The sequence below is a fragment of the Lachnospira hominis (ex Hitch et al. 2025) genome (assembly GCF_040096395.1).
In the GTDB taxonomy this organism is placed as follows: domain Bacteria; phylum Bacillota; class Clostridia; order Lachnospirales; family Lachnospiraceae; genus Lachnospira; species Lachnospira hominis.
Window position 1 is genome coordinate 273,585 of sequence record NZ_JBBMES010000001.1, and the last position, 14,470, is coordinate 288,054.

Genomic DNA, 14,470 nt, shown 5'->3' on the forward strand with positions numbered 1-14,470 from the left:
GGTGAATATGGTAATGAACATTATTGCAGCTGTGCTTACTTTACTTGCAGTTGCAGGTTCAATATTTGCATATAAGCTTGAAAAAAGCGATTATAAAAATGCAGATTCTGATAAAAATGCAGAAAAGTAATAAGATATAAAAATATAAAAGGCGGGTCTGCTGATTTTTTAGAAAAATCAGTAAGCCTGCCTTTTTGGCTGTTTACATCCGGTCTGAAAAACTTATAAGTGTATGGAAAGTTGAATCATTTTCGTCATAATACATATCAATAAAACCATTATATTTATTGACGACACGTTCAATGCTTTTAAGTCCATAGCCATGGCTTATGGTGTCTTTCTTGGATGTTTTTAATTTACCATGCGAATCGAAAGGATTTCCATTACATGAATTTACTACATTTACCATGATAGTAAGTTTGTCAGAAGTATCAGAACATATTTTTAATGTTATATGTCCATCATCTGTTTTACATGCTGCTTCATATGCATTATCAAGAAGATTGCAAAATAAAGAGGTGCAGTCGTCAGGAGATATGAAAGAAACAGTTTTTGAACGTATATCTGTTATAAATGTAATATTTTTGTCTGAACATTTTTTCTGAAAACGATATGCAATTGCATTTAAAATTTCATTGTCAGATACCATTACAGGTTTGCTGAATTCCTCAGAGTACAGAAGCGTTGAAATATATTTATCAATTTCATTATAATTATGTTCTTTATTTAACTCCTTTATCGACAAAAGATGATTCTTAATATCATGAATCATTATTTTTTGTTTTTCGTCCATTTCAGCGAGCTGTTTATAATATTCTATTGAAAGAGATTCATTTTGAAGCTGCAAATTTAGTTTTTCGTTCTGGATGTATTGTTTTTCTATGTAATTATACATATTTATTGCAAGTACATTAAGGCACAAAAGAACCGTTGCACTTATAAGTATAAGTGTAACATATTTTGTCGAAAGTGATATATTGACACATAAAATGCAAAAAGAATTTATAATGAAAACGCTTATTGCACATATTCCGACAGGTGCAAATATTTTTAATGTTGATGTTGTGCCGGGATGTTCCTTTTTTGCAAGAATATAAGAGGCTATATACATAAATATAAGGTATAAGAGCTTACTTATATAATAAATCATAACCTGTACCTTAAATGAATCAATATAGCCAAGAACGTTCTGACCATAATCAGGAACAGCAACCATTACGATAAGTTCTGTTATGCACATAATAAAAGTTGCCAGCAGTGCGTGCAGCATGCTTTTGCCCGGTGTGACTTTATATGCTGTGCATATAATCAGCATTGTCATTACAAAAAACAGTATACAGTTTAATGAAAACATGCGTAAACCTATAAACAATATAGGAATAGTGTAAAATATTATGTAAATTAACAATCTTTTTATAAAATTGTATCTGCGTTCAAAAAGGCCGGAGCAATAAAGCCATAACGTATATCCTTCACATATATATGCAAAAATTGATATTATATATATATTAAATAAATTCATGATAACTACCTGGCCCTATAATTTATCTTATTCTTTCAAGATGTCTTAAATATTGTCTTTTGAATTCAACCCTTTTACGGCGTGCCAAAGGTATAGTCATAAAGCCATTGCTAAGTGAAAGCTCAGTAGGAGAGTAGTTGGTTATATAATTCATGTTAATGATAAAGCTTCTGTGAACCTGATAAAAATTATAACTTTTATTAATTCCGGCTAGTACATTCATCCATTCTGACAGGCTGTTGACTGAGTCAATTTTATCATCTTTTGTGTATACATAAGAATAACGTCCCTCTGCTTCAATACATATAATATCAGATTTTTTAAGTGCAATAGGACCATGTCTGCGTGTGTAAACAATTGCTGTCGCATTAGCCTCGGCATATATTTTTACTGCATCAGCAAGACTGCGGCTGAGACGTTTCTTTTCAACAGGCTTTGTAAGATAGCGGAAAACATGGATTTTCATTGCGTCATCAAGATAATCAAGATGAGATGTCACGATTATTATAAGTACGCTTGGATTGCGTTTAATAAGCTCTGTTGCGGTATTTATTCCGTTGAGTCCCGGCATTTCTATATCCAGAAAAACAATATCCGGTATTAATGGGTCATTTAATAAATCATCACCGCTGGTAAAGCCTTTTACAAGCGGGTCATAAGGTTCCATTGCAAAGTATATTTTTGTATAACTGCGAATTTGTGCGATATCAGCTTCGTTATCATCACATATAAATATGTTCATATATAATATCCTCGTTTGTTTTTTATTTTATGTAAAAAAACGCCATGCCGCAGGTTTTGAAAATCCATGGCATGGCATAAGATTTACTGTAATTTTTTAATTATCATGTTATTTGGTTTTGAAACTTTTAATTCAGGACCATTCATTACTATAAGTCCTTTATCAAAATGAATTGTAAAAATTGTTATTGAGTTGCCCTCATTATTCATTGACATTATGTGTTTGTCATCAGGAAAAATATTTATGTATTTTGGATAATCACCGCTTACCGGAAGTGATGAAATACTGTTAAGCGTACCTGTTTCTTTGTTTACGCTGTAAATAGTAACAGTATTATCACCTGCGTTTGAGCAGATAAGATTATTGCCTGAATTAGAAAGAATAAGACTGGCAGCAGCACTGTTGTTTTTATGTCCTTTTCTGACTGTAAAAATATTCTGTATAAGTTCAAAACGGTTTTTGCCATTGTCTTTGTCATAAGAATATACATTTATATAATTCTTCAATTCACATAAAACATAGGCATATCTGCCGTCTGCACTGAATATCATCTGTCTTGGAGCTGATTCAAGCTGTGAACGTATAATATCATATAATTTGAGTTTTCCAGTGTTGTGATTAAATTCGTAAAGTTTAATCTGGTCAATACCAAGGTCGCATGCACATAAAAGTTCTTCATCAGGTGTAAATACAGACCAGCTTATATGTGGCCTGAAATTGCGGTCAGCAATGCTTCCCATTCCTTTGTGGAATACTTCATCTGTTATTTTGCCGATTCTTCCGTCAGGTTCAAGTGAAAGCACGGTAAGTTTACCATCATGATATCCTGAAACAATTAAAAAACGGTCATCTTTTGAAATTGTGATGTGACATCCTCGCATTCCGTTAATAGAAACGACATTGAGTTTATTTAAACTGCCATCCGGTTCTATGGAAAATGATGTTACACCCTGGTCACATATTGAATATAAAAAGTTACCGCTGTGTGACAATGTTATGTAAGAAGGATTATCAATTGGAAATTCTGTGCGTTCTGTTATACGTCCCTTTTCAACATCCATATCGTATAAATGGATTCCTTTGCTGCTTTCGTGAGTATAGCTGCCTACATATGCAATATATTTTTCGCTCATATAATATGCCTCGCTTCTGTACATTAATATTTATTTATATTTTAATTCAAAAAGAGATAAAATTCAATAATCATATACATTTATGTGTTATTTTTTCGAGAGAAACTTCAACAAGAACAGCATCGGGACCTATGCCTCTGACACATGGGAATGGAATTATATATTCGATATCTCTTCCAAACAGGCCGCAAAGCCGTCCGGGTCCCGGTACTATGAGTGCTTTTATGCAGCCGCTGCATTCGTCAAAGTCAATATCAATTACACATCCAAGAATTTTGCAGTCACATGTATTTATTACCTGTTTATTGTGCAAATCACATACACGCATGGATAACCGCCTTATGAATATTTGTCAGTATTATTATATTCATAAGGCGGCAGATAGTTGTCAGCCCAGAAAATTACGCATTGATTTTAATGCCATTTTTTCAAGCCGGCTGACCTGTGCCTGTGAAATGCCTATTTCGGCAGCAGTTTCCATCTGTGTTTTACATTCAAAAAAACGCATTGTTATAATTCTTTTCTCGCGTGGGGAGAGTTTTTCAACTGCTTCTTTAAGAGAAATCCGGCTGACCCAGTTTTCTTCGCAGTCCTTTTTGTCACTGACCTGGTCGAGCACATAGAGTGTGTCGCCGCCATCATTGTATACAGGCTCGTACAGCGAGACGGGTGTTTGTACTGCCTCCAGTGCAAGTACGATATCTTCTTTTGGCACACCGATTTCGGACGCAATTTCATTAATTGTCGGTTCTTTTTGTCTTAATTTTGTCAGTTTTTCTTTGGTATAGATTGCTTTGTAAGCGGTATCACGCATGGAACGGCTGACACGTATAGAATTGTTATCTCTTAAATATCTTTTTATTTCTCCTAATATCATTGGAACTGCATATGTCGAAAATTGTACATTTTGTGATAAATCAAAATTATCAATAGCTTTAATCATTCCGATACATCCAATCTGGAATAAATCGTCGATGTTTTCATTTGATTGGTTAAAACGCTGTACAATGCTTAATACAAGACGCAGATTGCCTTTGATAAACTGTTCACGGGCGTTTGCATCACCCTGTTTGATTTTCTTTAAAAGTTCCTCTTTTTCCTTTGCTTTTAACAGCGGAAGCTCTGCTGTATTGACACCGCATATTTCTACTTTATACCCAGCCAAGCTGCACCTCCTTTATCAATATAATTGAATTTTCTAAGTAAATGATTGCCGTTAAAAGAAAATTTAATCCTGTAAAGAATATCCATTTTTTTAAAGACTTTTTATTGACCGCAGGCACAATATTATTTATAATAAATTCATTCCTTGGGGAATTTTCAGTTTTAATTTTTTGGAGGTAACTACCTTGAAATGTCCATATTGCGGAAATGAGAATACAAAAGTTATAGATTCAAGACCGACTGAGGAGGGAGCGATACGCCGCCGCCGCCAGTGTGAGTCATGTGCAAAAAGATTTACTACATATGAGAAAATAGAGATGATGCCGATTATTGTTATTAAAAAGGATGACAACAGAGAGCCTTACGACAGGGAAAAGATTGTTGCGGGAATTGTGCGTTCATGTCATAAAAGACCAGTGTCACTTGCACAGATTAACCAGATGGTTGATGAGATTGAGACACAGATTTTTAATTCTGGTGAAAAAGAGATTCCTACAACAAAGATCGGAATGATTGTAATGGATAAACTTAAAAAACTCGACGAAGTAGCCTATGTAAGATTTGCATCTGTTTATCGTGAATTCAAGGATGTCAATACATTTCTTGAGGAAATTAACAAAATTTTAAAATAATTTATCATGAAAAATTAATGAGGAATATATGTTTAAATGTTTTTATCCCGGCAGATATTATGATTCTGCTTATGATATAGAATATGGTGAATTTTACGAAAAAGGATACCGCGGAATAATATTTGATGTTGACAATACACTTGTAGAACATGGTGCACCTGTCACAAAGAGAGCAAAGGATTTATTTGACAGGCTTCATGAGATAGGATACGAGACGTGTATTATTTCAAATAATAAAGAAGAACGAGTGAAACCTCTGGCAGATGAAGTTGATTCAAAGTATGTAAGCAAGGCAAACAAGCCATCGCCTGTCAATTATATTAAGGCAATGGATATTATGAATTGTGGCAAAGATAATGTGTTTTTTGTCGGAGACCAGATATTTACTGATGTATGGGGAGCCAACAGGGCAGGAATCCTGAGCATGCTTGTGAAGCCTATAGATAAGCATGAGGAGATTCAGATTGTTTTAAAAAGATATCTTGAGAAGATAGTTCTTTTTTTCTATAAAAGATATTGTAAAAAACATGGCCAAACAGATGATTATAAAAATAAAAAATAAAAAGGATATGTTAAGATGGATATTAATGGAACAACAAGAGTGTGCGGACTTATAGGTAATCCTGTAGCACATTCAATATCGCCTGTTATTCATAACAGGCTTGCTGGATTAAGAGGAGATAATCTTGTATATGCAACTTTTAAGGTTGAAGCCGGTAATGTGGCGGCAGCAGTTAAAGGTGCATATGCACTTGATATTCTGGGCCTTAATGTTACAGTTCCGCATAAACAGGCTGTTATAGATGAACTTGTTGACATTGATGAGCTTGCAGCTGCTATCGGGGCTGTGAATACGCTTGTGCGTACTGAAGGTGGATTTAAGGGGTATAACACGGATATTCTCGGGCTTGACAGAGAACTTTCAGATGTTGGCATTTCTCTTGAAGACAAGTGTGTTGTTATAATAGGTGCAGGCGGTGCAGCAAGAGCGATTGCTTTTCTTTGTGCAGGAAAGAAGGCATCAGAGCTTTATATAATGAACAGAACGCTCGAAAAAGCACAGAATATAGCAGATGCAGTCAATGAATATGCAAAAAAAGATATAGCAAAGGCGGCAGGAATTTCTGAATGTGGCAGCTTTGATAAAAAGGATTACATTGTTATACAGACAACAAGTGTAGGGCTTCATCCGCATGATGATGAGACAGCTGTTACGGCAGATGAGTTTTACGAGAATGCAGCGGCAGGTGTCGATATTATTTATAATCCATATGAGACAATGTTTATGAAACTTATGAAAAAGCATGGCAAGCCGGCTTATAACGGATTAAAAATGCTTCTGTACCAGGGCGTTGCAGCGTATGAACTCTGGAATGACTGTAAGATTTCATCTGATATGGCTGATATAATATATGAGGATATGAAAAAGGAGCTTGGAATCAGTGAGTAAAAGAAACAATATTATCCTGATTGGATTTATGGGTTCAGGAAAGACCACATTCGGAAAATGGATTGCAGCTAATAAGAAAATGGAATTTGTTGATACTGATGAGCTTATAGAAAAAGAAAATGGAATAACAATTTCTGATATTTTTGCGTCAAAGGGTGAAGTATATTTCAGAAATCTTGAGACAGACATGTTAAACAAACTTCTGGAGAGAGATATCCAAAATTGTGTTATATCTGTAGGAGGAGGTCTTCCTGTAAAAGAGGAGAACAGAGAGCTTTTATCACAGCTTGGTACAGTTGTATATCTGTGGGCTGATGCAGATGAACTTGTTAAAAGACTAAGTGGTGATAATACAAGACCGCTTCTTGCAGGTGGTAATCTCAAAGAAAAGATTAATACGCTTATGGATGCAAGAAAAGAGATTTATGACAGTGTTTCTGACATTAAGATTGATACGAAAGATATAGCTTTTAATGATATGTTTAGTCAGATGGAAGAGTTTTTGCAAAAAAATATGTAGATAATGTGGTTGTGATTTATAATTATAGAAAGGTAAATAAAAGAATGAAGAAAATACTTGTTATTAACGGACCTAATATCAATTTCCTCGGAATAAGGGAAAAAGGAATATATGGTTCACAAAATTATGATGCTCTTGTTGATATGATTAATAAAAAAGCAGAAGAGCTTGGTGTTGAAGTTGAAGTATTCCAGAATAATTCACAGGGAGCAATTATTGACAGAATACAGCAGGCATATTTTGAAAATGTTGACGGAATAGTAATTAATCCTGGAGCTTATACACATTACAGCTATGCTATACGTGATGCACTTGCATCAATAGAATCAATTCCAAAGATTGAAGTTCATATCTCTAATGTTCATACAAGAGAAGAATTCCGTCATGTATCTGTTACAGCACCTGTGTGTACAGGTCAGGTTGTAGGACTCGGATTAAACGGATATTTATATGCAATGCAGGCATTATGTGATATGCAGTAAATCTTTATAATTTGGTTCTTAGTGTATAAAATATGTATTTTGTGGCTGTTTGCTAAAAAAATAGTTGCCAAATGCGTAAGATTATTATAAAATATTATAAGTTATTGATAATTTAGGAGGTATACCAAAGAATGGTAAGTGCAGGAGATTTTAAGAACGGTATTACAGTTCAGATGGATAACGGTATCTGGCAGATTATTGAATTCCAGCATGTAAAGCCTGGTAAGGGCGCTGCTTTTGTTAGAACAAAGATGAAGAACATCGTGAGTGGCGGTGTGGTTGAAAAGACTTTCAGACCAACAGAGAAGCTTGAGCTTGCTCACATTGACAGAAAAGAATATCAGTATTTATATTCTGATGGAGATCTTTACAACTTCATGGATACAGAAACATTCGAGCAGATTGCTCTTGCAAAGGAAGATGTAGGCGATGCATTAAAGTTCGTTAAGGAAAACGAAATGGTTAAGTTATGTTCGCATCAGGGCAAGGTATTTGCTATTGAACCACCTCTTTTCGTTGAACTTCAGATTACAGAGTCTGAACCTGGTGTTAAGGGTGATACAGCAACAGGTGCTACAAAGCCTGCTATTCTTGAGACAGGTGCTAAGATTATGGTTCCACTCTTTGTAAATCAGGGAGATACAATCAAAATCGATACACGTACAGGTGAATATCTTTCAAGAGTTTAATTTAATCATTTGGCAGACTAAGTTTTATGCCTGTGCATGATGGATTTGTAATTCATAACATTAATAATATAAAGAGAGAAGCTTGACATTTAATGTCGGTTTCTCTCTTTTTTTTACGCGTGTAACGAGCCAAAGTCCGTGCTTGCACGAGACCTTGGCGACTGCCGCGATAACTTGAGAAACTCGCGGAGCGTGTTTCTCATAGTTGACTTGAATTCAATCGAAATCAATCAAAAAATGAAAAAATATGATTGAATTTGATTAAAAATGATTGACAATGATTAAAAAGAGTGATATTTTAATCATAGATAAAGAAAATGGTTTAAGGGAGTGGTTATTAATGCTGACACAGGAACGATACAGACTGATAACTGAAGCAGTTGAAAAGAATCAGGCTGTGACGGTTGAGCAGCTGGTGAATGAAATAGGTGCATCAGCGGCAACAATAAGAAGAGATCTGACAGCACTTGATGAACTGGGAAAAGTAAAGAGAATCCGTGGAGGTGCAGCAGCAGTTGAACAGGAGTTCCTTACATCTGAAGATGATGTTGATACCAAGTACGAAAAGAATGTAGCAGAGAAGAAAGCTATAGCAGAATATGCAGCTTCAACAATCCAGAATGATGATTTTATATATATAGATGCAGGAACTACAACAGAGTTTCTTATTGATTATATAGACATAAGTGTGTCGGCCGTATTTGTTACGAATGGAATTGTACATGCAAAAAAACTGATATCTAAAGGATTTAAAACTTATATGGCGGGTGGACTTATAAGAGCAAAGACTGAGGCAGTTGTCGGCAGTGAGGCTGTTGAGAGCATAAAAAAATTCAATTTTACAAAATCTTTTATCGGTGCTAACGGAATACATCCGTTACATGGATTTACAACAGTTGACACAGATGAAGCAATGTTGAAAAAAGAAGCAGTCAATCACAGTTATGTGAGCTATGTTCTTGCTGACCACACAAAGTTTGGCAAAGTTACAGCTGTAACATTTGCTCCGTTAGAAAAAGCGTGTATTGTAACGGATGGTATTGTTAAAGATAAGTATAAAGAACTTACTCTGATTAAGGAGGTGCATGTTGAATGATTTATACGGTTACACTGAATCCTGCAATTGACTATGCGATGCATGTTGATAATCTTACAGCTGGTCAGGTAAACAGAAGCCATGGTGAATATGTTTTATATGGCGGAAAAGGAATTAATGTTTCGACTGTATTGCATAATCTTGGCGTTGAAAGTATAGCATTAGGTTTCGTTGCGGGATTTACAGGTGAAGAGATTGAAAATGGCGTAAAAAATCTGGGTGTTCAGACGGATTTTATACATCTTAACAGTGGATTAAGCAGAATAAATGTTAAAGTCAAGGGCACAAAGGAAACAGATATTAATGCGGCAGGACCTGAAATTTCAAAAGATGAGCTGGAACAGCTTTTTAAGAAACTGGATAAAATAAAAGATGGTGATACGTTGATACTTGCAGGGACGATACCTAAAAGTGTTCCAGAAGATATATATGAGCAGTTTATAGAAAGAATTTCAGGGAAGAATGTTAATGTTGTGGTTGATGCTACAAAAGAACTTTTACTGAATGTATTAAAATACAGGCCATTTCTTATTAAACCGAATAACCATGAACTTGCGGAAATGTTCGGTAAGACATCACTTGATGAAGAACAGATGAACTATTATGCAGGTAAATTACAGGATATGGGGGCGAAAAATGTGCTTGTCTCTATGGCAGGTGACGGTGCGGTGCTTTTTACGGAAAATAAAAAGGTATATAAAATAGGCGTTGCAAAGGGTCAGGTTGTTAATTCGGTAGGTGCAGGAGATTCGATGGTTGCGGGGTTTGTTGCAAGTTATTTTAAGGACAGGAATTACGAAAAAGCCCTAAAATATGCAACTGCCGCAGGCGGTGCCACAGCTTTTCTGGAAGGGCTTGCCACTAAAGAAAAGACGGAAGAATTGTTAAAACAGTTATAACAGTGAATGACACATATAATAGATGTGTTAAAAATAAAAAGAAAGGATGGAAGATGACATGAAGATTACAGAATTATTAAATGAATCGGGAATTGAGCTTGGTGTTTCAGTTAAGGACAAATCATCTGCTATTGAGATTTTGGTAAACCTTCATGAAAAAGCAGGAAATCTGTCAGACAAGGCTGAATATACACAGGCCATAAAAGCAAGAGAGGAGCAGGGTTCAACAGCTGTTGGCGAAGGAATAGCAATTCCTCATGCAAAATGCAGTGCAGTAAAAAGACCGGGACTTGCAGCAATTACAGTACCGGATGGAGTTGATTATGAAGCACTTGACGGACAGCCGTCCAATCTGTTTTTTATGATAGCAGCACCTGAGGACGGTGCGGATGTTCACCTTGAGGTTTTATCACGCCTTATGGTTCTTCTTATGGATGAAGATTTTAAAAATAAGCTTTTGAATGCAAAAAGCAAACAGGAATTTTTGGCTGTGATTGATGAAAAAGAATCAGAAAAATATGGTGATGAAGAATCTTTAGATGAAAAAGAACAAAGAGAAAAGCAGATTAGACAAAATGACAATAATGCAAAGTATCGTGTACTGGCTGTAACTGCATGTCCAACTGGAATCGCCCATACATATATGGCGGCAGAAGCATTGCAGAAAGCTGGAGAAAATATGGGTTACAGCCTGAAAGCCGAGACTAATGGTTCAGGCGGTGTAAAGAATGCACTTACAGCTGAGGAAATAGAAGCGTGCGATGGCATAATTGTTGCAGCTGATAAAAATGTAGAAACAGCAAGATTTGACGGAAAACCAGTATTGTTTACGAAAGTATCGGATGGAATTCATAAACCGGAAGAGTTGATTACCAAAATTGTAGAAAAGAAAGTTCCGGTGTACCATGAGGAGGGTGGACAAAAGGAAAGCCTTTCATCAGGTGAAAAAGAAGGCGCATGGCATGTAATATACAAACATCTTATGAATGGTGTTTCGCATATGCTTCCATTTGTAATTGGCGGCGGAATAATGATTGCACTTGCATTTCTTCTTGATGATTATTCAATTGACCCGTCTAATTTCGGTATGAATACGCCTGCTGCTGCATTTTTCAAGACAACAGGCAATGCAGCTTTTGCATTTATGTTACCGATACTTGCCGCATTTATTGCATCATCAATAGCAGACAGACCCGGACTTGCAGTTGGTTTTGCCGGTGGTGTGCTTGCGATGAACGGAACTAATTTTGTGGATCTTGCACAGGGTAAGACAGTCGGAATTTCAGGAGGATTTCTAGCAGCACTTCTGGCAGGTTTCGTTGCAGGATATGTTGTTCTTCTTCTGGAGAAGATAACCAGAAAGCTTCCAAAGAGTATGGACGGAATAAGACCGATGCTTATATATCCTCTCGGCGGAATTATAATTATAGGACTTGTAATGTGTGCTGTTAATCCTGCTATGGGATGGATTAATACAGGAATAAGCAATTGGCTTGATGGCATGGGAAATACATCAAAAGTTCTTCTTGGAATAATTGTTGCAGGCATGATGAGCGTTGATATGGGTGGACCGGTAAATAAGGCTGCATATGTATTTGGTACTGCATCGCTTGCTACAGGTAACTTTGATGTTATGGCAGCTGTAATGATTGGTGGAATGGTACCACCGATAGCTATTGCATTGTCAACAACATTTTTTAAGAATAAATGGAATGATGAAGAAAGAAGAAATGGCGTGGTAAACTATATTATGGGATTATGTTTTATATCAGAAGGAGCAATTCCATATGCAGCATCTGATCCATTAAGAGTAATTCCAAGCTGTATTGTTGGTTCGGCAGTTGCAGGTGGTCTGTCAATGGCATTTGGATGTACATTGAGGGCACCTCATGGTGGTGTATTTGTATTTCCGGTTGTTGGCAACTGGCTTATGTATATAGTTGCACTTGCAGTAGGAAGTATAGTTGGAGCATTAATTCTTTCAGCATTAAAGAAAAAAGTAAAGTGAAAATAAAAGCGTAATGAACAGACAGGAGAATTATTATGGTATCAAAAACAGTGGTGATTAAAAATGAACAGGGACTTCATATGCGTCCGGCAGGCGTGCTTGCTAAAGAAGCGGCAAAATATAAAAGTAATATTAGTCTGGTATTTAATGGAAAAAAGATTAATGCCAAGAGTGTTATGAATATTATTGCGGGATGTATGAAATGTGGTTCCCAGATAGAAGTTGAATGTGATGGTGCTGATGAGCAGGAGGCTTGTGAAAGCATTACCGCATTAATTGAATCGGGACTTGGAGAATAAAGTACGTATAGCTATTGATAAGCCGCCGGTTCATGTTCCGGCGGCTTTGTGGTTTAGGAGTTAAAAGGAGGCAGTTATGTATAAAGGAATTGGTGGGTCTTCGGGCTATGGAATCGGAAAAATTGTTATTATAAAAAATGATATGCCTGTGTACGAGATAAAATCGCCAGAGAATAAAGAAAATGAAATAAAACGTTTTTTACAGGCAGTTGATAAATTTATTGAAAAAACAACAAAAATGGCTGAACATATGAGAAAAACAGCAGGAGAAAAGAATGCAGAAATTATAGAGGGACATATAATAATGCTGTCAGACCCATTTATGCAGGATGAAATTAAAGATAAGATAAACAGCGGAATGTGTGCAGAAGAAGCTGTTGATAAAGTATGTGAACAGTTTATTGAAATGTTTACAATGACAGATGATGAGCTTACAGTCCAGAGAGCGGCGGATATTAAAGATATCAGGCTTCGTCTGTTAAAAATTCTTACAGGAGACAGAGATATTGATATAAGCGAAGTGCCTAAAGGCAGCATAATTGTAGCAAAAGATTTAACACCTTCAATGACTGCCGGAATTGTAAAGGAAAATGTAGAAGGCATCATAACACAGGCAGGAGGCTTTACATCACATTCTGCTATACTTGCAAGAGCTTTGGAAATACCGGGAGTGTTCAGCGTAGATGATATAACCGACAATGCAAGAGATGGGATGGAGGCAGTGATTGACGGAAAAGAAGGATATGTCATTCTTAATCCGTCTAAAGAAGAGATTACAGAATATAAAGCAAAGAAAGAAAAATATCTTAAAAATAAAGAAGAATTAAATAAATACAGAGGCAAAGCCACAAAGACAGCTGATTCTATTGAAATAGAACTGTTTGGAAATATAGGAAAACCGGAAGATGCAAAAAATGTCAAAGATAATGATGGTGAAGGTATCGGACTTTTCAGGACAGAATTTTTATTTATGGAAAATAATCAGATTCCATCGGAAGAAGAGCAATTTGAAGCATATAAAAAGACAGCTGTTATGATGGATGGAAAAGAAGTAATTATACGAACACTTGATGTTGGAGGAGACAAAAATATTCCATATCTTGGAATGGAAAAAGAGGATAATCCATTTCTTGGATTCAGGGCAGTCAGATATTGTCTTGACAGAAAAGAAATGTATAAAATTCAATTAAGAGCATTGATTAGAGCAAGTGTATTTGGTAAAATAAAGATAATGATACCTCTTGTTACGTGTGTAAATGAGCTGAGAGAAGTAAAAGCATTAGTTGAAGATATCAAAGCTGACCTGGATAGGGAAAATATACCTTATGATAAAAATATAAGTGTCGGTGTTATGATTGAAACTCCAGCGGCAAGTGAAATCGCTGATCTGCTTGCAAAAGAAGCCGATTTTTTCAGTATCGGTACAAACGATCTTACACAGTATACAATGGCTGTTGACCGTGGCAATTCAAAGGTTGCATATTTATATTCTGTATACAATCCTGCAGTTATACGTTCAATTAAAAGAATTATAAGTGCAGCTGCAAATGAGAATATTATAGCGGGAATGTGTGGCGAAGCTGCTGCAGATCCACTTCTTACACCACTTCTTATATCATTTGGATTAAAGGAATTTAGTGTAAATGCATCATCAATTTTAAGGACGCGTGCACAGATTGCAAAATGGACAAAAGCTGAGGCAGATAAAGTTGCAGATGAAGTTATGAAATGTGCTACGCAGGAAGAGGTATATGAGATATTAAAAAGATATCAAAGATAAAATATAAAAATACCGGCAACGCATAAGTACAGGGGCGGTGTCAGAGACAGGAGA

At 35.9% G+C, this 14,470-nt stretch carries 17 protein-coding genes; 12 read left to right on the forward strand and 5 right to left on the reverse strand.

Going from position 1 to position 14,470, the window contains the following annotated elements; all coding sequences use genetic code 11:
* The first annotated feature begins 7 nt into the window (after positions 1-7).
* Positions 8-130, forward strand: a complete 123-nt coding sequence (locus WMO38_RS01210) for a hypothetical protein (protein ID WP_349161075.1) — start codon at positions 8-10, stop codon at positions 128-130.
* A 72-nt stretch (positions 131-202) separates the two neighbouring features.
* Here the strand turns inward: WMO38_RS01210 and WMO38_RS01215 are convergent, their stop codons facing one another.
* The 5 genes from WMO38_RS01215 to sigG form a co-directional block, all read right to left on the reverse strand.
* Positions 203-1,240: a sensor histidine kinase gene (locus WMO38_RS01215; protein WP_349161076.1), complete on the reverse strand. Its 1,038-nt coding sequence runs from the start codon at positions 1,238-1,240 to the stop codon at positions 203-205.
* A gap of 304 nt (positions 1,241-1,544) precedes the next feature.
* Positions 1,545-2,264 carry a LytR/AlgR family response regulator transcription factor gene (locus tag WMO38_RS01220; protein ID WP_021865959.1) on the reverse strand — a complete coding sequence of 240 codons (720 nt, stop codon included), beginning with the start codon at positions 2,262-2,264 and terminating at the stop codon, positions 1,545-1,547.
* An 83-nt stretch (positions 2,265-2,347) separates the two neighbouring features.
* Entirely contained in the window at positions 2,348-3,397 is a 1,050-nt protein-coding gene (locus tag WMO38_RS01225) for a lactonase family protein (RefSeq protein WP_349161077.1), read from the reverse strand.
* A 70-nt stretch (positions 3,398-3,467) separates the two neighbouring features.
* Positions 3,468-3,725, reverse strand: coding sequence for a PRC-barrel domain-containing protein (locus WMO38_RS01230; RefSeq protein WP_021865957.1), 258 nt, complete (start codon positions 3,723-3,725; stop codon positions 3,468-3,470).
* A 60-nt stretch (positions 3,726-3,785) separates the two neighbouring features.
* Positions 3,786-4,562 (reverse strand): RNA polymerase sporulation sigma factor SigG, encoded by a 777-nt coding sequence (sigG, locus tag WMO38_RS01235; protein WP_186836183.1) that lies wholly within the window; start codon positions 4,560-4,562, stop codon positions 3,786-3,788.
* A 184-nt stretch (positions 4,563-4,746) separates the two neighbouring features.
* Between sigG and nrdR the strand changes: the two genes are divergently transcribed.
* The 11 genes from nrdR (at position 4,747) to ptsP (ending at position 14,416) form a co-directional block, all read left to right on the forward strand.
* On the forward strand, positions 4,747-5,193 hold the full coding sequence (nrdR, locus tag WMO38_RS01240; RefSeq protein WP_021865955.1) for a transcriptional regulator NrdR: 447 nt from the start codon (positions 4,747-4,749) through the stop codon (positions 5,191-5,193).
* 28 nt (positions 5,194-5,221) lie between these two features.
* Positions 5,222-5,755 (forward strand): YqeG family HAD IIIA-type phosphatase, encoded by a 534-nt coding sequence (locus WMO38_RS01245; RefSeq protein WP_021865954.1) that lies wholly within the window; start codon positions 5,222-5,224, stop codon positions 5,753-5,755.
* A 15-nt stretch (positions 5,756-5,770) separates the two neighbouring features.
* A complete protein-coding gene (gene aroE, locus WMO38_RS01250) occupies positions 5,771-6,643 on the forward strand; it encodes a shikimate dehydrogenase (protein ID WP_349161079.1) in 873 nt (290 codons plus the stop codon).
* Positions 6,636-7,163 carry a shikimate kinase gene (locus WMO38_RS01255; protein ID WP_349161080.1) on the forward strand — a complete coding sequence of 176 codons (528 nt, stop codon included), beginning with the start codon at positions 6,636-6,638 and terminating at the stop codon, positions 7,161-7,163. The genes aroE and WMO38_RS01255 overlap by 8 nt, the downstream gene beginning before the upstream one ends.
* A 44-nt stretch (positions 7,164-7,207) precedes the next feature.
* Positions 7,208-7,645, forward strand: coding sequence for a type II 3-dehydroquinate dehydratase (gene aroQ, locus WMO38_RS01260; protein ID WP_021865951.1), 438 nt, complete (start codon positions 7,208-7,210; stop codon positions 7,643-7,645).
* A gap of 131 nt (positions 7,646-7,776) precedes the next feature.
* Complete coding sequence (gene efp / locus WMO38_RS01265; RefSeq protein ID WP_021865950.1) at positions 7,777-8,334, forward strand: elongation factor P; 558 nt, start codon at positions 7,777-7,779, stop codon at positions 8,332-8,334.
* A gap of 277 nt (positions 8,335-8,611) precedes the next feature.
* The gene (locus WMO38_RS01270; protein WP_349161081.1) at positions 8,612-9,430 is read left to right on the forward strand and encodes a DeoR/GlpR family DNA-binding transcription regulator; all 819 of its coding nucleotides are present in this window, start codon (positions 8,612-8,614) and stop codon (positions 9,428-9,430) included.
* Positions 9,427-10,329: a 1-phosphofructokinase gene (gene pfkB, locus WMO38_RS01275; RefSeq protein WP_349161082.1), complete on the forward strand. Its 903-nt coding sequence runs from the start codon at positions 9,427-9,429 to the stop codon at positions 10,327-10,329. Before WMO38_RS01270 ends, pfkB begins: the two co-directional genes overlap by 4 nt.
* 58 nt (positions 10,330-10,387) lie before the next feature.
* The gene (locus tag WMO38_RS01280; protein WP_349161084.1) at positions 10,388-12,337 is read left to right on the forward strand and encodes a PTS fructose transporter subunit IIABC; all 1,950 of its coding nucleotides are present in this window, start codon (positions 10,388-10,390) and stop codon (positions 12,335-12,337) included.
* 35 nt (positions 12,338-12,372) lie between these two features.
* A complete protein-coding gene (locus tag WMO38_RS01285; protein ID WP_349161085.1) occupies positions 12,373-12,636 on the forward strand; it encodes an HPr family phosphocarrier protein in 264 nt (87 codons plus the stop codon).
* A gap of 76 nt (positions 12,637-12,712) precedes the next feature.
* Entirely contained in the window at positions 12,713-14,416 is a 1,704-nt protein-coding gene (ptsP, locus tag WMO38_RS01290) for a phosphoenolpyruvate--protein phosphotransferase (RefSeq protein WP_349161086.1), read from the forward strand.
* Positions 14,417-14,470: the final 54 nt, after the last annotated feature.